Below are 16,682 nucleotides of genomic sequence, written 5' to 3'. Positions count from 1 at the left end.
CCCGACCCCTTTCCTGAACCACAATCCCCGCCCCAGCAACAGCTTCGAGGAACCCGGCCACGCGTCGGGCCCAAACCATGCCTACCGGCAGAAACACCGCCAGCCGAACCCACCACACCAAGATCAATAACTCATGAAAGACCGAGGCTAGGAATTCCGATCAGGTCTATGCGCAGGCGTTGAACCGTCTGCCGGTAGGCACCCGCATCACGCAGAACACCACAGTGACGCTGCCCGGTCATAGCGTCCCCGTTCCCATCGGCCAACTGGTGAGCAGACTGACGCGGGCGGCATCCCTCTCGCCGCGAGTCTGACCGGCGGCAACCGTCACGACGTCACCCAACTGTTGCCCCTGGTCGACAAGGTCCCCCGGATCATGGGCATCCGCGGCAGGCCCCGGCAACGGCCCGACCGAATCTACGCAGATCGCGGCTACGACTTCGACAAGTACCGCCGTGAGTTGCGGACGCGTGGCATCACACCCGTCATCGCCCGACGCGGCGTCCCGCACGGTTCTCGGCTCGGGACCCGACGCTGAGTCGTGGAGCAAACCATCGCTCTGCTGCACTGGTTCCGTCGCCTGCGGATCCGTTGGGAGATCCGTGACGACATCCACGCAGCGTTCCTCACCCTTGCCCGCGCCATTGTCTGCTGGCACCGGCTGCAGCGCTCAAAGAGTTAGGAGTTCTAAGTGGCGAATGTTGTCGAGGACATGATCCAGACCTGGGCACCGGAGGACTTGTGGGTGGTTGCGCAACCGTTGATGCCGGTTGCTGCGAAACGGCCTCAGGGCGGTGGGAAGCGCCGGGCTGATGACCGGGCTGTCCTGGCGGCGATCGCGTACATCGGCGCCAAAGGCCCGCGACTCTACGACGGGGCCGTGGCCTCCCTACCCGCTACGGTCGATGGGTATGGCCACTGGCTGTGAACGCGAGTAGGTCGTCGCGGGCGGCGTCGAGGTGTTCGGCCGCTGCCGGGAACTTCGCCTCGATCGTGGTCACGACCCGGTCGAACTGGGCTCGGACGGCGTCGGCGTCGGCGTCGGGTTGGTCGAAGATCGTCCGAACAAGGGTGGCGATCCATGGCTGCGCCGACTTCGGGACCTTCGTGAGCAAGTTGCGCAGGTAGTGGGTGCGGCAGCGTTGCCAGGCGGCGCCGGGCAGAGCGGCGCCGATCGCGCCAACAAGACCACGGTGGGCATCAGAGATGACCAGCTGAACGCCGGACAGGCCGCGGGCGGTCAACGACCGCAGGAACGCCAACCAGCCGGCGCCGTCCTCATCCGAGGCGACATCCACGCCGAGGACTCCACGTTGGCCGTCGGCGTTGACCCCGACCGCGACAAGCGCGTGGACGTTGACCGTCCGCCCGTGCTCGCGGACCGTCATCGTCAACGCGTCCATCCACACGAACGGGTAATGCGCGGCGTCCAGCGGCCGGTTACGAAACGCCTCGACCTGAACGTCGAGGTGCGCGGCCATCTCCGACACCTGCGACTTCGACAACTGCCTGACGCCGAGTTGCTCCACCAGCTTCTCCACCCGACGGGTCGACACCCCGAGCAGGTAACTCGTGGCCACCACGGAGACCAACGCCTGTTCGGCCCGACGGCGGTGCGTCAGCAACCAGTCCGGAAAGTAGCTACCCTGCCGCAGCTTCGGGATGGCCAGGTCGATCGTGCCCGCCCTGGTGTCCCACTCTCTCTCGGCCGATAACCGTTGCGGGAGTTGACCCGCTCGTCGCTGCGCTGCCCATAGCCGGCGCCACAGATCGCGTCCGCCTCCGCGGACATCACCGCCTGCACGAACGCCTTGATCATCGCCTGCAACACATCCGGCGACGCGCCCTCGATCTGCTCACGCAGCAGTCAACAGGGTTCACACTCTCTGATGCGGCCATCGCGTTCTCTCTTCCTACTCTGACTTGGCCGTCTTGAAGGATCGACGCCATGGCCGCCTCCCATCTACGCAACACGCCCATCACGTGCAAGTCGTACACCACTCCCGTGGACGCAACCAACTCCAAGCCTTACAAGTCAGACACCATACGACTTTGCCGGGGCACCGACTGTTGCCCGGCCTGCGACCTGGTGGCACAATCCGAGAGCGAGTGCTAGAAACCTCTCTTCGATGGCAACTCGGCCGGTGACCCGTGTGCCGCAGGGGTGCAAGGGCGGGCCCCGCGGAGCCGGTTACGGGAAGGCGCATGCGCCGTACGATGAACGAGCAGGTGGAGATTGACACGTCGGAGCGGCATCAGGACGCTGTCTCGACCGCGACCAGGCCGTGGCGGTGGTGGCCGCCTACTATCTCCCTGTCTGTGATTATCATGCTGGCCGCCGTCGCGGTGCCACCGCTGATCGTGCCGGACGAGAAGACGTCTGGTCCGACACCCAGGGAATCACTCGAGGCCGAGGCGGCCGACCTACCTTCGTCGGCCGTGCCGGACCGGGTGTCGTCCGCCCCGGTGCCCAGCGCATCGTCGAAGGCCAACTCACCCAGCGCATCGCCTTCGTCCGCGGCCAGATCGACCAGTTCGTCAGTCAAACGGGGTACCCCGACGGCAACTGAGGAGTTGTTGCGGGGCGTGCTGCAGAATTACGCGACGGGCCAGTGCCTCGGAGGCCTCGCTGCGGGCCAGGTCTTCACGACGCTGTGTGAGCGTGGCGACGCGCACCAGATCTGGATCATCGCGGACTACGGCACCACCGACGCGGTCGACGGTGCGGGGAGGTTCACGTTCCGGAACGCGGCAACCGGGCGCTGCCTGCAAATCTACCGGGGTTCCGGCACCGCCGTCCCCGGTCTAGACACCGGAAGCTGCGCCGTCGACGACCCGGCTAAGATCATCGACGGTGTCGGGGACGGGTTCTCCAGCGTGTCCCTGCGCGGCTGGCACGACCGGACCAACGGTTCGGCCATCTGCGCCGCCAGCGACTCGACCGGCCGGGCATACGCCCGGACCTGCGACGGCGGCGCCGACCAACGGTGGCGCCGGAGATGACAGGGCTTCCGGCCGCCGCGTCTTCTGATCTCGGTCACGCCGGGGTTCTCCAGGACGCCGGTGGCTGCATCTCGTAGACCTGGTTCCACCCCTCCAGTTCGTGATATTCAGCGAAGCTTATGTTGCCCACGCCAAGGGTGACCGCGACGGAGTACAGCGCCACCGGCGTGAGCCGGAAGCTGCCGCCCACGCACACTACCGACGCGCGGTCCAGGCCGGCGGCCACTTCCCGAACGAGCTGGCCGCGTTGAAGTGCCTGTACCTGGTGACCCGCTTCCTGGACCCCACCGGAGCAGGCAGGACCCGATGGACGATGCGCTCGAAACCTCCGTTCAACGCCTTCACCATCACCTCCAGCGACCGCTTCCCCGCCGCCGAAACCTACCCCAAGATCCGAAAACACCACCTTGTTGAATTGGTGGCGGAGATCGGGGTCTGCTGGCATGATCTTCGGAGGCTGTGGTTGGGGTCGCTCGGGAAACACCTGCCGTCCATGGGCTGGCCCTCGAATGGCCTGCGCCCCGGCCACGAGCGCCGGCGAGAGCGGCTCGAGAGAGGACTGTTTAGCCCAAAGTTGGTCTGCCCTCCTCGCCGGATCTCCTTCCCCCGGCCCCAAGGAGACCGCGGTGGCCCCCGCCTTGCCTTCAGCACCAGCTCCGGTCATCATCGCGGTTGATTCCCAGAGGCGTCCTGGAGGGCGGTCGCGGTGGACAACCGCCCCCAGCCCCTGGCCGCGATCCGCGTCGAGGTCAACGCGACGGCTATCGGCAACCACGTTGCTTCGCCAGCCGCTGGTCACACGCCTCCTGGGCATCGAAGGCGGCACCGACCACATCGGCGTGGTCGATGTACCCGTGAAGCTTGCCCGTCGCGTCCGGATGCTCTCGACCGGATACGGCCGCAAAACCGACCAGCCCGACGCCCTGTCGGTCGGCATCGCCACGCACACTGCCACCCGCCTCAACACCGCTGCCATCGACGAAGCGATCGCCGCCCTGCTATGCCTCACCGACCACCGCGACGACCTGGTCCGCACCAGAACCCAGACCATTAAACGGCTGCACGCGCTGCTCGCCCAGCTGATCGCCGGCGGCCTGCCCCGCACGCTCACCACCGAGACCGCAGCCGCCGCGCTGCGCAGCATCCGCCCCCGCGCCGCACTGGCCCGTACTCTGCGCCAGGTCGCCGTGGACCTGCTCAACGAAGTCCGCCGCCTCGACCGCCGCATCACCGAAGCAACAGCAACCCTGTCCGCCGCCGTCACAACCTCCGGCACCACCCTGACCGAGCTGCACGGCATCCGAGACTGCAAAAATCCTGGCCCGCGCTCGCGCCGTCAGCAGATTCCGGTCGGAGTCCGCGTTCGCCTCGTACTACGGGGTCGCGCCGATAGAAGTCTCGTCCGGTGACGTCCAACGGCACCGCCTATCGCGCGCCGGCGACCGGCAGCTCAACTACGCGCTGCACGTCATGGCCATGGCCCAAATCAAAAGAGCAACCCCGGGACAGGACTACTACCAGCGGAAACGAGCTGCCGGCTTCGCGAGATCGTCAACTCATCCAACGGTCGGTGCGACCAGTCGGTCAACTCCTCGATCACCTTGTCGGTGATCCGGGAGATCGTCTCTTGCTGACCGAGGCGCCGTAGATCTCGGCGAAGTGCGCGCTGATCTACCCGGTCGTCAAACCCTTTGGCATACAGCAACAACACGACCTCGTCGACCTCGGACAGGCGGCGTTGCCGCTTGCGGACGATCTGCGGCTCGCACATGCCAGCCCGGTCCTGCGGCACGTCGATCTGCACCGGCCCGGTAATGTCGGTCAACACCGTCTTCGCCCTGGTGCCGTTGCGGATGTTGCCCGCCACGGCGCCGTCGGGTTCGTGTTTGGCATAACCGAGGTGCTCGGTCATCTCCTCGTTCAACGCGGTCTCCAGGACAGTCTTGGTCAACTGCCGCAGCAGCCCATCCGGGCCAGTCAGCGACAAGCCCTGTTCCTTGGCCGCCCGGACCAACTCGGCTGCGGCCTCCGCCGACGGCTCGGCCCGCTTCTTACGTCTAACGACCTCGTGCACGGTTGCGAGTCCTTGAGCATCGATGATCGATGTTGGCATCATGCTTGGTGCTGCGATCATGATGAACCCTCGGATGACAGGTGTGTCCCGGCAGGTGATAGCGGGCCTGGTCGCGGAGTTGAGATCACGGTGGCAGGCCCGCTACCGTGATCGGCTCGCGACGCGGACGCGGACGCGAACGCGTCGCCGCCGTGTTGGCGTGGGTGCGAAGCGTCGGTTCGGGTTCGCTGACCGGTTGCTGGCCACGCTGGTGTGCCTGCGGCACGGGTTGGCCATGACGTGGTAGCAGCCTGCTTCGGGGTCCACCGTTCGATGGTCACCCGCAGCGTCGCCGAGGTGCGGCCGCTGCTGGCCGAGCGGGGTTGCCGGGTGTATGACGGAGTCCGGCTGCGCACACTCGCCGACGTGGTCGGGTATCTGGGTCAGCACCCGTGAGCGTTGATGGACGCCACCGGGTTGCGGGTCCGCCGACCGGTCGAGGGCCGGGCGGGTAGGGACCGCTTCGTATCCGGCAAAGCGCGGCTGAACACGATGAAGGCCCTGGTGATCTGCGATCCGGCTGGTCGGCTGCTGTTCTGCGGCGAGACTCGCCCGGGCTCGATGCACGACCTCACCCGGGCGCGGAGCGTCGGCCTTGTCGACCTCCTGCTCCACGCGCCGCTCGGGGTTCGAGTCCTTGCCGACGCCGGCTATCAAGGACTCGGCACCGACACCGCCGGCGTGGTGATCACACCGAAGCCCAAGGCGCGCGAACACCAGAAGTCACTGCCGCCGAACGTCATCGCCGCGCACGCTGCGGCCCGCAAACGGCACTCGTCACAGCGGATCCACGTGGAGCATGTCAATGGACACCTGAAGAACTGGCCGATCTTGGCCCGCTACCACGGCCGACGCGAACACTTCGACGCCACCATCCGCGCGATCACCGGCCCGTTGTCGGACCACCAACACACCGACCGCACCGAGAACGCCACCAAGCCACTCAAGGCGCTAACAGCCAAACCTCACCGCCGATGAGGTGACTGGCCCTCCCGACAACCATGCACGAGGTCGTTAGCCCGCAGGTGGGGCGTGCTCGTTTCCTGCTGCGACGAATTGCGCAAGGTCGACTCTACTGAGTACAGTGTCCCTGCGTCCCGAAACTAGGCCCTAGGAGAGCGCGGTGCAGAGCGACTCCGCTCCACCGGCCGACGGTGGTGCCACACCTGCCGCCGCTCGGGTGAGCACTCATGGTGACTTGCTTCGGCGTTTGCTCGGGGAGCCACCGAGTCCGATTCGCCGCGGGCAGTTCCGCCACTGGGCTAGCACGACCGCCGTCACTGTCGCCGTCGGCACCGCCGCTTTCGTCGTCCCGCCGCTGATCATGGCCGAGCCGTCCTGGCCGAACGCCCCCGAGCGGGAGGCGCTACCGCCCTCAGGCCCGCCGGCCGCTTCAACCAGCCCCACCGGCGTCACTGCCATGACAGCCCCGCTGCCCATGACGATTCCGTCCGGCCCCGCGACCACCATCCGAGGCACCGTCAGCCCTACCAGGCCGGCGATAACGCCCAGGCGCACCGCGACCACCATCCCCGGGAACACGGCGGGACCCGCGTCGACGTTCACCCCGATCGCCGTGCAGGCCGAGGACGCGATGGCCAGCAACGGGGCCTCCTTCCCCGGCTGTGAGACATCCGGCGGCGGGGAGCGGGTGCGTTACCTCGGCCGGGTTGACGTGGACGTGACCGTCCCGGTGTCCGAAGAACGGACGGGATCGTCATGATAGCCGCCGAAAGGGTGACCGGCACCTCTTGGAAGACGCCCCAGAAGATCAGCGTCGACGCGTACGTCCGGGCAGGCCCGACGACGATCGCCGTCTACGGCGACAGTAACGCCCCTGACATCGACATGCTCGCCATCACCTGATGAAGCGGTTCATCGCCGCGACCGCGGTCACCCGCTCGGTGCTGATCGGCCGGCTCGTGATCGCGGGCACCGCGACCATCGTGACCATCCAGTTGACCGCCGATCCCACCGCCGCGGCACATGCTCTCGGCCTGATCACGGTCAGCACGGTCGCCGGGTTGGTGGTGCTCAACCGGCGTCCGGGAGTGCTGCGCCGCCGGCTCGGCATCCTCTCCGCTGACGCCCTGGTGGTCGTCGCCGTCCTGGTCGTCGGCAAGGCCGGAGTGGCGTACTTCTGCTATGCAGCCGGATCCGCCGCACTCGCCGGAGTGCTGCTCGGAACCAGCGGCGCGGCGCTCTGGATCGCCCATTCCGTCCTCGGTCTGTCGGTGACCCTTCAACTGCTGCAAGGCATCGAGCCGGAAGCCCGGGAACTGATAGCTCCGTTCCTGGTCGCGGTACCGATGCTGAATCTGGTGTACGGGCTCGGCGCCGCCGCACTCACCGCGACGATGTACCGCTATCTGGAACTCTCAGTCGAGGTCACCATCGCGGCGCAGCGCTCCGCGGCCGCCTCGGAACGTGCCCGGCTCGCCCGGGAGCTGCACGACTCGGTAGCCAAGACACTTCGCGGAATCTCGTTCGCCGCAGTGGCTCTGCCGGCCTCACTGCGCCGTCAGCCCGCCCTGGCCGAGCAGCTCGCCGTAACCGTATCAGAGGGTGCTGACGCGGCCGTCCGGGAGACCCGTGAACTGCTCGGCGCGCTGCGCCGCGACGTTCCGGACAGGCCATTCACCGAAACCGTCCGCGGGGTGTGCGACGACTGGAGCGGGTCCAGCGGCATCGGTCTGCGGCTGACGGCGATCGGTGTGGTGGAACCATCGCTGGCAGCCCGCTATGAACTCACCCAAGTCCTACATGAGGCGCTGCGCAATGTGCAACGACATGCTGCGGCCCGGCATGTCGATGTCACCTTCGGACGGTCCCCCACCGGCGTACGGCTGACGGTGCGCGACGACGGCGCCGGTTTTGTTCCGCCCACCGATCTGTCACACCTGTCGTCCCGCGGAAGTTTCGGGGTGGTGGGCATGGCGGAGCGGGTTCGGACGGTCGGCGGCAGCCTGCACGTCACCTCCCGGCCTGGCGCCGGCACTCTGGTTCAGGCCGACGTGCCGGTCGGCGTGGACACTTGGGCCGAGCAGGCGACAATTCGATGATCGACGTTCTGATCGTCGACGACAACCCCATCGTCCGGTCGGCTATCCGGGTCTTCCTGGCCAGTGAGGACGACATCCGCGTGGTGGGCGAGGCTCCTGACGGGCGCACTGCGACCGCCTCGGTCCAGCGGCTACGCCCGACCGTAACCCTCCTCGACCACCGGATGCCGATCGCCGACGGGCTCAGCGTCATCGGCCGCCTGGCTGAGTACAGTGCTGTACTCGTGATGACCAGTGACTCCAGCGCGGAGGTGATCGCCGGAATGCTGCTCGGCGGCGCCCGTGGCTATCTCGTACACGGTGAGTTCGACCCGGCGGAACTGCTGCGCGCGGTCCGCGCGGTGGCGTCCGGAAGCAGTTGGCTCTCCCCTGCGGTCGCGTCGGTAGCCATCTCGGTGTTACGGGAACACGCCGTCCAGCAGCGTGCCGTCGCCGACCAGGGCGACCGGCTGCTCCGCGAGCGGGAGAGCTTCGGGCTGACCGCCCGAGAACAAGCCGTCCTCGAGTTGATCTGCGGCGGACTCTCCAACGCCGCCATCGGCCGGCGTCTGCTGATCACCGAGAAAACCGTGAAAAACCACCTCAACCACATCCTCACCAAACTCGGGGTGGCGAACCGGACCGAGGCCGCGATGCGGTGGACGGGTCGACGATGAAACACGCGCGCAATCCGGAGTGAACTCGATGGTCCCGGTTTTCGTCGTGTGGGCAGCGGGCGAGATGCTCGCCGTGGCCGACGCCGCCCCCGGCAGACGCCAGCCGTTCGGACCAGAGGCGTGCACGTGCCAGTCCCCCACTCGATCGAGGTGCTGATCGCCCATCCCGAGCCGGCCGGGCGTGCGGAAATGCTGGCCCATCTCAGGGGCCGCCCCCCGGTGCGGGTGGTCGGGGTCATCGGCAACACCGCCGATGCGACTGCCGAGGCCGGCCGGCTGCGGCCGGCCGTGATCCTGATCGACGACAGAATGACAACACCGGGCAGGATCGAGGCGCTCGCGCGCTGGTCCCAGGTGATCCTGTTGACCGGCGTGACCGAGCCGCACGCCGTCGCCGCCCTGCTGCACGAGCCGGCCCGCGGGTACCTGGTCTACGGCAACTTCGAACCGACCGACCTGCTGGGCGCGGTCCACGCGGTGGCAAAGGGACTGGCATGGCTGTCCCCGATCGCCGCCTCGTCCGCCCTCACGGAGGTCCACGCCTGTTCGGGCCGGCCGTCGCCCGGCCCTCGGCCTGATCCGGCGAGGGCGGCGCTCACCCCGCGTGAGCGGCAGGTGCTGGAGCTTCTCTGCCAGGGGTTGTCCGTTGCCGCCATCGCTTGCGCGCTCAAGATTACCGACAAGACGGCCCGTAACCATATCGGCCGCGGCTTCGTCAAACTTGGCGTGCACGGCCGCAGGGAGGCCCTACGGCTGTTGAACGGCGCCTAGGGCACGTTGGCGGCTCAGCATTTCGCGGACGGTGCGCAGAGCGTAGAAGGATCGCGAGCGGACCGTGCCCTCCGGGATGCCCAGACCTACGGCGGTGTCCGCCACCGAGGCATCCCGGCAGTAGAGCGCCACGAGTACCGCTCGCTGCTGGTCGGTGAGCCGCAGCAACGCGTCGCGCAACACCTGCCGGTCCAGTAGACGGTCCACGTCGTCCTCGACCGGTGCCGTGCATACCCCCAGGTCGCCGTACACCTCGGCAGGCCTGGCCTTCTTGGCGCGAATCGCGTCGATCGAAAGGTTGCGGGCCACGGTGAAGAGCCACCGGCGCACCAAGACGTCGTCGTCGGGCAGGTCGTCCATCTTGCGCCAGGCCCGCAGCATGGTCTCCTGCAGCAGGTCCTCGGCCGCCTCGTACTGGCCCCGGGTCAGCCGCACCAGATACTGCCGCAGCGGAGCCGCGTTAGCCTGGAAGATCACGCCCATCCGCCGTTCCCGCACCGCCGGGTCCACCAAGGGCCTCGTACACGTCGCAACGCTCATCGCCGGCATCCCTCCGCTGTCCACCACCGGCAACTGCGCCGGCCACCGCCTGTTTCTTCCGGCTGGTGATGCGGGGAAAGGTAGTTTCCCGGCAGTCCCGGGCGACTGAGCCCAAAGGCCCAGAAGGGCCCAGGGCGCGGCCTAAAGATCAGCGCAATGGGCGCTTCACCGCCGGTCTCCGGATAGGTACGCGGACAGCACGCCGCCGCCCTCTCCTGGGACCTCCTGCCAGCCGAAACGGCCCGGGGCCAGCACCTGCCGGACCTCTACCCGCTCGTGCTCACAGGCCGGCAGGACCAGCTTGATCCGCCTAGCGACCAGGTCGGCGGCGGCCGAGCGCACCGCAGGCAGGCCGACTAGTTGGCGCGCGGCTTCGCTGACGTTGACGGCCTGTCGTCGCGGCACCCGCAGCTCAAGCAGCCGATGACCGGCTCGGGGCCGGGGCTTCGCCGCGAGCAGGGCGACGGCGCCGTCCGGAGACATCCAGGTGACGGGTAGCAGAACGTACGCCGTTTCGGCTGCGCTGCTCGGCCACAGAAGCACATCGACCGGGAGTCCCTGCACGCCGTGCGGCGCTCCGGTGATGCGCAGCATCAGCGACCGGCCGCCGCCGAACGGGTCACACGCGGCGTACCCGCCGGCCGGGTTGACCCGCCAGCCGTCGAGCGGCCGGGCCCGGTCCAGCAGACCGGCGGGCAGCAGGTAGAACTCACCGGGACAGTCCAGCAGCAACTGCACGCTGGGTGGCACATACACGTCGATGGAGGACAGGTCGACGGCCCCGCCCGGCGCTACCCGTACCCGCAGCAGGCTCTCGTCCGACCGCAAGGTGCCGGAGGCGGGCGGGTGCAGCAGGCCTACCGCGAACAGGTGCGGGGTACGAACACCCTCGTCGGCCGCTCGTACCGGATCTCCCTCGCAGATCACGTAGAGGTCAACCGGTTCTGAGTTGACCCGCGGGCGGTCAGCCAGCCAGTAGAGGCCGTGCCGTACCCGATTGCGCGTGGTGGTGAGAACTGGTGATGGGCCGCCCGGCGGATCGTCGGGTGGCGTGGCGTCCGGAGCGGGAGCGGGAGCGGGAGCGGGTTTCGGTTCCCGGACGGCGACCTCGACGGATTTCACCTCCGGGGCGGCAACCTCAACCGGCGTCGGGGCCTCAGCCGGCGTCGGAAGAACTCGTCGGGACAGTCGCCGGACAGAGGCACCGGCACGCCTGAGAGCCGGCAGTGTGGTGACCAGTCCCGGCGTGGGTTCGATGCCCGCGAGCACCGCCGGAGCGGGTGAGCCCGAAGCCGGGACAGCCGGGCTCAGCAGGCCGTTCCGGCTTCTCCAGCCCGACTCCACCGCTCCGGTGGCGAGACGCTCCCACTCCACTGGCTGCCCTCGACGGTCCACCGCGCACGGCTCCCCGTCCACCACCGTGAAGTCGGCGTCCGGCGGCAGCACCCACACGTCCGCTCGCAGGCGGGCGGTCAGCCGTTCCCCGTACCTGCGAAAACCACCGTCCTGCGGATGCCCGGCCAGCAGCATCAGAGTCTCGCCCTGCCAACCAGCCGCGCAGAGCCTCCGCTGCAACTCCCGCGGGCCCAACGGGTACGGTCCGAAGCCGGCATACGGCACCGCCCAGCGGCCGTCCGGCAGGACGGTGAGGTCCATCCGGAACAGCCCCGGCCGGGCCTTCACCTGCTCGTAACGGTATCCGGCCGCTCGCCGACGCACCGACTCGACACCGATGGCCGCGACTCCCGCCGTCTGCGTGAGGAGGGGCTCCGCGGCCGGGGACAGCCGCCCGTCGGCGTCGCCCGTGAAGCCGGGCCGCGCGGAACCGGACGGGACATAGGCAGTCCAACCCGCCAGGCCACCGTGGCGGGCGACCACTGCCAGGTCGTGGCAGCTTTCCAGCACCTCGATCGTGGTATCCAACTCCGGGGCCCAGACGGTCGCACCGCTGATCTCAGCGAACTGCCTAAAATTGCGGTCCAGGCGCTCCTGCTCGCCCGGCTCGGACGGCCAGGTGATCCACATCCGCACCTCGGTTCCGTACAACGGCAGAGCGGCCAGCGCGGCGGCGAGCCGGCAACCGTCGGCGACCTCGTGACCGCCGCCGTAGTCACCGAGGACGAAGCCACCTGCCCTGATAGGCGCGCCGATCGTGGTGAGGCCCGGGTGTCCGCTGAACAGGGTGGCGGCGGTGGCGCGGCGGGCTACGAAGTCCGCCCGACCGGCGAGCATCAGGCCGCCGGGCAACGGCACAGTCACCAAACCGGCCCGCGGGCGGATCACCGGGCCGCTCGTGTCGTACCAGCCGGGCAGGGCGGTGGCCATCCCCGGTGGCTGCACCACCCGCCACTCGGCAGGACCTCTGGTCGCGACCTCGGGGTGAGCGCTGACCTCTTTCAGGCTGTCCGTCACCCCTGCGGCCCTGCCGACCAGAACGTCACGGCCCAGCAGCCCGGCGAGCTCGGCGAAGACCGGCTCGTACCGGTCCGCGTCGGCCATCACGATCCGCACGTCGTCACCGGCGACCGCGGTCCGCCGAACCAGGTCGGCCAGGCCCGCCGCGTCCAGCGGCCCCGCCGATCCGCGCACGGCACGCAGGCCGCCGCCCGGGTCCGCCCGCAACTCGAGGTCGAACAGCCCGTCTAGGCGCCGGCCGGCGAGCCGCCAACGATCCCCCGGCGTCGCCGGGCCAACGTCCCGGTCGGCATGAGCCCTTATCTCAGTAGGTGCGATGTCGGTTTCCACACCAACTCAACGGTGCCCGCGACCGGTCTTCTCAACCCACTTACGCAGCGGCCGTTCGCCGGGCCACGGTCCACAGCCCCGGCCACTGTCGGTGAGCCAGCCGGCGAACATGTCCACGGACGACGACGTACCCGGCCCGGGGCCGCTGGCGATGCTCGATGCTTCACTGCTCACACCGAGACGTGAGAAAAAATCTTCGGCTGGCCGAGGGCTTCGATGAACCCCTCACGGCTTCCGCTCGTCGTGATGTCGACGACTGTTCTCTGAAGGGTGCGGACACTGTGCGACCGATCTCGTCCCCGCAGCTGACCCGGGCGCTCGACCGGCTTCGCGACCTGGGCAGCATACTGCTCCTTCGGTCCCGTAGGCGGAGTGCGGCCGCCGTCATCGCCGTGCTCGCCGTGCTCGCCGCCGGCATCGGCTGGAGCGTCGCATCGGCCGACAGCGACAAGCTCACCGGAATCGACATACCGGACCGTTACCTGCCCGCCATCGAGACCGCTGCCCGTTCGTGCCCGATGCTGACCCCGGCTCGCGTCGCCGGCCAACTGATGGCGGAGTCCGGCTTGAAGACCGCAGCCTCCGACACGGAATCCGGCGGACGCGGCATCGCGGGTCTCGACGACGGAGACTGGAGGAAGTGGGCCCCTTGGCCGAGCGCGGAACGCGCGAACACCGGCGCCAACATCCTCGCCCTGGCACACCAGGTATGCGACTTCAGCGGACAGTTGCGCCTGGCGAAGGTGGCCGGTGATCCGTGGATGCTGTCGCTGGCAGCCTTCCGGTCGGACCTGCCGACGGTCCTCAAGGCCGGCGGCGTCCCCGAGTCCGCCGTCGGCTACGTGAAGGAGGTCACTGGATACGCCGCCTACTACGCCCGGCAGCCGGATTTCGGCTCGGTCGAGTTCAACCCTGCCAGGACGACGCCGGGCCCCGGCAAACCGTTGTCCGACGCGTACCTCCGGCCTGTGCTCGAAGCCGGCAGTGTCTGCTCGCAGTTCAGCCCGGCTGCTGTCGCCGCCGTGCTGATGGCCGTGTCCGCGTTCAACCCTAATCTTCTCGGCAGCGGTGGAGAGCAGGGCATCGCCCAGTTCCGCCCCGAGCTCTGGCAACGGTACGGTCCACCGGACGCCTCGGCCTGGGACCCCAGCGCCGCCGTCCCGGCGATCGGCTCTGCCCTCTGTGGGCTGCTCACGGAGCTTTCTGGTCTCGAAGGCGACCCGTACGCCCTGGCCCTGGCCGCCTTCCACATCGGGCCGGACGCCGTCCGCCAGAGCGGCGGCACGTTCGACTCCCCCACCCAGGTTTTCCTCACCGAGGTCGAGTCGTACACCGCGTACTACCGGCTCGACACCCGGCTCACCAAGGTCGCCACGCCGGCCCCGACTACCCCGACTACTGCGCCCCCATCTTCGGTCCCCGCGCCGGTTGTCACCACCGCGCCTCCCAAGCCCAGCGCCACGAAAAGCCGCCCAGGTACCCCGGTCACCACGACGCCGGTCCGGAGGAACCAGCCCCGCATCCTGGCCGGCGGGACCAGAAGCACCTACGGCCCGTACTTCATCTACAACCATGCAACCGAGATGTGCGTCGACATCCCTGGCGCCGGCCCCGGCACTCACGCCGGGCCGATCAACCAGTACGGATGCGCCAAGAGGCCGACGGACAACCAGGAGTTCGCCTTCGTGCCGGCCGCCGTTGACAGCAGCGGCCACCAGCTCTACTGGATCCGCAACGTCGACGACAGTTTCTGCTTGGATCCTCCGGGCACGACAACCGTCAAGGTGGGTACCCAGCTCATCGAGAACAAGTGCCACGACAACGACAACCAGTATTTTCGCCTGGAGCCGAGGTTTATCTCCGACGGCTATCAATATTATTGGCTGCGCAACACCGTCACCGGCTATTGCCTCAACCTTCCCGGCGCGGCCAATGCCCCGCCCGGCACCCGGCTAGCACTTTCCACGTGCGTCGCCAACGACGACCACGACTGGGCCCTCATCCACGACTCCGAATGGTGACGGGTGCGAGACCCGGGTGCCTGCTGCAGGACAGCGAGGTCGAGGCCGCGCTAAAGAACCTTCCCACGTCGACCCAGGCAATCGCCACTCCAGGAGATTCCGGATGCCCTCCGAAACCAAATCACCGAGGCCGATACGCAAAGTCACGTCATGAATACTACGAGGTGCATCCGTTGAGGAACGACGCACCGCCGCCGCCGCCGCACAAAACAGGGCGGGCGGCCGCCTGGTCAATATTGGAAAAATCTCTGACCTGCGGGTCTCGCCGGCGGACCTCAAGCGGATTCACCGCTGACGGCATAGATTCACTACCAAGGCCTCGCCTAGCGCGTGCAGCAGCCCGCCGCGTTCACCCGTCGGTGACGGGCGCGGCCTCGGCGATGGAGAGCGGGCTGCTACGGCCAGTGCAGGGATGAGAGAGGATGCCGTCGGCGGGGCCGGCTACGTGGAGGACACCGGCGTGTCTTCCTCGGAGTCATGAAGCGTCGCAACTCCATGATCGCTGATGCGGCCCACCCCCTTCAATCGCCTCCACAGAGGCCGAATTTTCTCGAAACTCTTGGTCAACGGCCCGCTGTCCGACTATGCAATCACCCTGGCCCCGCCCTACGGAGGTAGTCCTGGTGGGCAAGCTTCCGGTTGCACTCGGATCAGTCATCAACATGCTCCAAGTGACGCCGGAAGCATTCCAATATATGCCAAAGTTTTCAGTGAGCCTTTTTCGTCCTGCGTAGCGGTCCGCTTCGACGTGGTGCAGGGCGAGGATGGCCTGCACGATCGCGGTGGCTCGGCGGGGGCAGCAGCGCAGCTTGGCTAGGATTGGGTCTGCTGCACCGATAGGTGACAGTTTCAGTCACGCGGCCTGACTGGCCGGTGGGGTCATGATGGTCTCGTACTCGATAGGGGTCAACCGGGACAGGGATCGTTGGCGTCGGCGGCGGTGGTAGGTCCGTTCGATCCAGGTCACGATCGCTGTCCTCAACTGCTGCCGGGTGGTCCAGTTTCGGCGGTCGAGGACGGTGTTTTGCAGCAGGCCGAAGAACGATTCCATGGCGGCGTGTCGCCGGCGGCGCCGACTCTGTCCATCGACCCGGGTCATGTGGTGCTGGTTGAGGGCGTGGACGAGTTTCCGGCTGCGGAATTGCGACCCGCGGTCGGTGTGCAGCACGCAGCCGGTCACGTCACTACGGCGGGCTGCGGCGTTGTGTAGGGCGTTGACGGCCAGTCTCGACTTCATGCGTGAGTCGATGGAGTAGCCGACGATCCGGTTGGACCATACGTCCTTGATCGCGCACAGGTAGAGCTTGCCTTCGGCGGTGCGGTGTTCGGTGATGTCGGCCAGCCACAGCCGGTTCGGGCCGTCGGCGGTGAAGTCCCGTTGCACGAGATCGTCATGCACCGGCGGGCCTACCTTGCCGCCCTTTCCGCGACGCTTCTTCTTCCCGAACGCGCTCCACCAGCCGTTACCCGAGCAGATCCGCCACGCGGTGCGCTCAGCCATCGCCTGTCTGGCGTCGCGGGCGGCATCGACCAGGAACCGGTACCCGAACTCCGGATCGTCGCGGTGGGCGTCCACCAGAGCGTTCGCACGGTAAGCGGCAACGAGTTCGGCGTCAACCCACCGGCCGGGCTAGTGCCGTGACCACGAACGTTGAGGGTGTTGGGGTCAGGCTGCTCGGGTGGCGGGTTGGTCCCAGCGTCGTTGTGGTTCGCTGCGGATGCGGGCTCGTTCGCGGCGTTGGGCGGCCAGGACGTCGGGGTGACGGGCGTT

General features: G+C 68.0%; 15 protein-coding genes and 6 pseudogenes. 13 read left to right on the top strand and 8 right to left on the bottom strand.

Annotation, left to right across the window (positions count from 1 at the left end):
* The first annotated feature begins 179 nt into the window (after positions 1 to 179).
* A complete protein-coding gene (locus ACIBEF_RS31380; RefSeq protein WP_396797008.1) occupies positions 180 to 314 on the top strand; it encodes a hypothetical protein in 135 nt (44 codons plus the stop codon).
* A pseudogene (locus tag ACIBEF_RS31375) lies at positions 281 to 682 on the top strand (transposase); the annotation flags it as partial. The gene ACIBEF_RS31380 and the pseudogene ACIBEF_RS31375, both read left to right, overlap by 34 nt.
* Before the next feature lie 238 nt (positions 683 to 920).
* Here the strand turns inward: ACIBEF_RS31375 and ACIBEF_RS31370 are convergent.
* Positions 921 to 1,867, bottom strand: a pseudogene (locus ACIBEF_RS31370) (IS256 family transposase); the annotation flags it as partial.
* A gap of 388 nt (positions 1,868 to 2,255) precedes the next feature.
* Entirely contained in the window at positions 2,256 to 2,546 is a 291-nt protein-coding gene (locus ACIBEF_RS31365; protein ID WP_396797006.1) for a hypothetical protein, read from the bottom strand.
* 40 nt (positions 2,547 to 2,586) lie between these two features.
* Between ACIBEF_RS31365 and ACIBEF_RS31360 the strand changes: the two genes are divergently transcribed.
* The 4 genes and pseudogenes from ACIBEF_RS31360 to ACIBEF_RS31345 all read left to right on the top strand — a co-directional run.
* Positions 2,587 to 3,003: an RICIN domain-containing protein gene (locus tag ACIBEF_RS31360; RefSeq protein WP_396797004.1), complete on the top strand. Its 417-nt coding sequence runs from the start codon at positions 2,587 to 2,589 to the stop codon at positions 3,001 to 3,003.
* A gap of 187 nt (positions 3,004 to 3,190) precedes the next feature.
* Positions 3,191 to 3,388: pseudogene (locus ACIBEF_RS31355) on the top strand (IS256 family transposase); the annotation flags it as partial.
* Between the two features lie 58 nt (positions 3,389 to 3,446).
* Positions 3,447 to 4,025, top strand: a pseudogene (locus tag ACIBEF_RS31350) (hypothetical protein); the annotation flags it as partial.
* Positions 4,026 to 4,344: 319 nt separating this feature from the next.
* Positions 4,345 to 4,474: pseudogene (locus ACIBEF_RS31345) on the top strand (transposase); the annotation flags it as partial.
* A gap of 15 nt (positions 4,475 to 4,489) precedes the next feature.
* Here the strand turns inward: ACIBEF_RS31345 and ACIBEF_RS31340 are convergent.
* The gene (locus tag ACIBEF_RS31340; protein WP_396797003.1) at positions 4,490 to 5,137 is read right to left on the bottom strand and encodes a transposase; all 648 of its coding nucleotides are present in this window, start codon (positions 5,135 to 5,137) and stop codon (positions 4,490 to 4,492) included.
* 252 nt (positions 5,138 to 5,389) lie between these two features.
* Here ACIBEF_RS31340 and ACIBEF_RS31335 point away from each other — a divergent pair, with 252 nt between their 5' ends.
* Together ACIBEF_RS31335 and ACIBEF_RS31330 are read left to right on the top strand one after the other, a co-directional pair.
* Entirely contained in the window at positions 5,390 to 5,512 is a 123-nt protein-coding gene (locus ACIBEF_RS31335; RefSeq protein WP_396797001.1) for a hypothetical protein, read from the top strand.
* Positions 5,513 to 5,518: 6 nt separating this feature from the next.
* Positions 5,519 to 6,094 carry a transposase family protein gene (locus tag ACIBEF_RS31330; RefSeq protein ID WP_396797000.1) on the top strand — a complete coding sequence of 192 codons (576 nt, stop codon included), beginning with the start codon at positions 5,519 to 5,521 and terminating at the stop codon, positions 6,092 to 6,094.
* A gap of 210 nt (positions 6,095 to 6,304) precedes the next feature.
* On the opposite strand, the gene ACIBEF_RS31325 is transcribed toward ACIBEF_RS31330, so the two are convergent.
* Positions 6,305 to 6,721, bottom strand: coding sequence for a hypothetical protein (locus ACIBEF_RS31325; RefSeq protein ID WP_396796999.1), 417 nt, complete (start codon positions 6,719 to 6,721; stop codon positions 6,305 to 6,307).
* Between the two features lie 132 nt (positions 6,722 to 6,853).
* On the opposite strand from ACIBEF_RS31325, the gene ACIBEF_RS31320 reads away from it, so the two are divergent.
* The 4 genes from ACIBEF_RS31320 to ACIBEF_RS31305 all read left to right on the top strand — a co-directional run bounded on the left by ACIBEF_RS31320 (position 6,854) and on the right by ACIBEF_RS31305 (position 9,605).
* On the top strand, positions 6,854 to 6,982 hold the full coding sequence (locus ACIBEF_RS31320; protein ID WP_396796998.1) for a hypothetical protein: 129 nt from the start codon (positions 6,854 to 6,856) through the stop codon (positions 6,980 to 6,982).
* Complete coding sequence (locus ACIBEF_RS31315) at positions 6,982 to 8,178, top strand: sensor histidine kinase (protein ID WP_396796997.1); 1,197 nt, start codon at positions 6,982 to 6,984, stop codon at positions 8,176 to 8,178. Before ACIBEF_RS31320 ends, ACIBEF_RS31315 begins: the two co-directional genes overlap by 1 nt.
* Positions 8,175 to 8,834: a LuxR C-terminal-related transcriptional regulator gene (locus ACIBEF_RS31310; protein ID WP_396796996.1), complete on the top strand. Its 660-nt coding sequence runs from the start codon at positions 8,175 to 8,177 to the stop codon at positions 8,832 to 8,834. The genes ACIBEF_RS31315 and ACIBEF_RS31310 overlap by 4 nt, the downstream gene beginning before the upstream one ends.
* A gap of 126 nt (positions 8,835 to 8,960) precedes the next feature.
* Positions 8,961 to 9,605, top strand: coding sequence for a LuxR C-terminal-related transcriptional regulator (locus ACIBEF_RS31305; RefSeq protein ID WP_396796994.1), 645 nt, complete (start codon positions 8,961 to 8,963; stop codon positions 9,603 to 9,605).
* Here the strand turns inward: ACIBEF_RS31305 and ACIBEF_RS31300 are convergent.
* Positions 9,582 to 10,145: a sigma-70 family RNA polymerase sigma factor gene (locus ACIBEF_RS31300; RefSeq protein WP_396796993.1), complete on the bottom strand. Its 564-nt coding sequence runs from the start codon at positions 10,143 to 10,145 to the stop codon at positions 9,582 to 9,584. The two genes, ACIBEF_RS31305 and ACIBEF_RS31300, sit on opposite strands and share 24 nt — an antisense overlap.
* Before the next feature lie 165 nt (positions 10,146 to 10,310).
* Entirely contained in the window at positions 10,311 to 12,734 is a 2,424-nt protein-coding gene (locus ACIBEF_RS31295; protein WP_396796992.1) for a hypothetical protein, read from the bottom strand.
* A 548-nt stretch (positions 12,735 to 13,282) separates the two neighbouring features.
* On the opposite strand from ACIBEF_RS31295, the gene ACIBEF_RS31290 reads away from it, so the two are divergent.
* Positions 13,283 to 14,911, top strand: a complete 1,629-nt coding sequence (locus ACIBEF_RS31290) for an RICIN domain-containing protein (RefSeq protein ID WP_396796990.1) — start codon at positions 13,283 to 13,285, stop codon at positions 14,909 to 14,911.
* A gap of 724 nt (positions 14,912 to 15,635) precedes the next feature.
* Here the strand turns inward: ACIBEF_RS31290 and ACIBEF_RS31285 are convergent.
* Together ACIBEF_RS31285 and ACIBEF_RS31280 are read right to left on the bottom strand one after the other, a co-directional pair.
* Positions 15,636 to 15,731, bottom strand: a pseudogene (locus tag ACIBEF_RS31285) (IS5/IS1182 family transposase); the annotation flags it as partial.
* A gap of 33 nt (positions 15,732 to 15,764) precedes the next feature.
* The gene (locus ACIBEF_RS31280) at positions 15,765 to 16,487 is read right to left on the bottom strand and encodes an IS3 family transposase (protein ID WP_396796988.1); all 723 of its coding nucleotides are present in this window, start codon (positions 16,485 to 16,487) and stop codon (positions 15,765 to 15,767) included.
* Positions 16,488 to 16,682: the final 195 nt, after the last annotated feature.

Source organism: Micromonospora sp. NPDC050795, from assembly GCF_044456785.1.
GTDB lineage: Bacteria > Actinomycetota > Actinomycetes > Mycobacteriales > Micromonosporaceae > Micromonospora.
The sequence above is the reverse complement of the archived record's forward strand: the minus strand, read 5'-3'. Positions and strand labels throughout refer to the sequence as shown.

What these genes read in the sequence shown, in the direction of transcription:
- ACIBEF_RS31335 (WP_396797001.1), top strand. Translation starts at nt 5,390, where the DNA reads ATGGTCACCCGCAGCGTCGCCGAGGTGCGGCCGCTGCTGGCCGAGCGG.
- ACIBEF_RS31340 (WP_396797003.1), bottom strand. Translation starts at nt 5,137, where the DNA reads ATGATCGCAGCACCAAGCATGATGCCAACATCGATCATCGATGCTCAA.
- ACIBEF_RS31315 (WP_396796997.1), top strand. Translation starts at nt 6,982, where the DNA reads ATGAAGCGGTTCATCGCCGCGACCGCGGTCACCCGCTCGGTGCTGATC.
- ACIBEF_RS31300 (WP_396796993.1), bottom strand. Translation starts at nt 10,145, where the DNA reads ATGAGCGTTGCGACGTGTACGAGGCCCTTGGTGGACCCGGCGGTGCGG.
- ACIBEF_RS31310 (WP_396796996.1), top strand. Translation starts at nt 8,175, where the DNA reads ATGATCGACGTTCTGATCGTCGACGACAACCCCATCGTCCGGTCGGCT.
- ACIBEF_RS31330 (WP_396797000.1), top strand. Translation starts at nt 5,519, where the DNA reads ATGGACGCCACCGGGTTGCGGGTCCGCCGACCGGTCGAGGGCCGGGCG.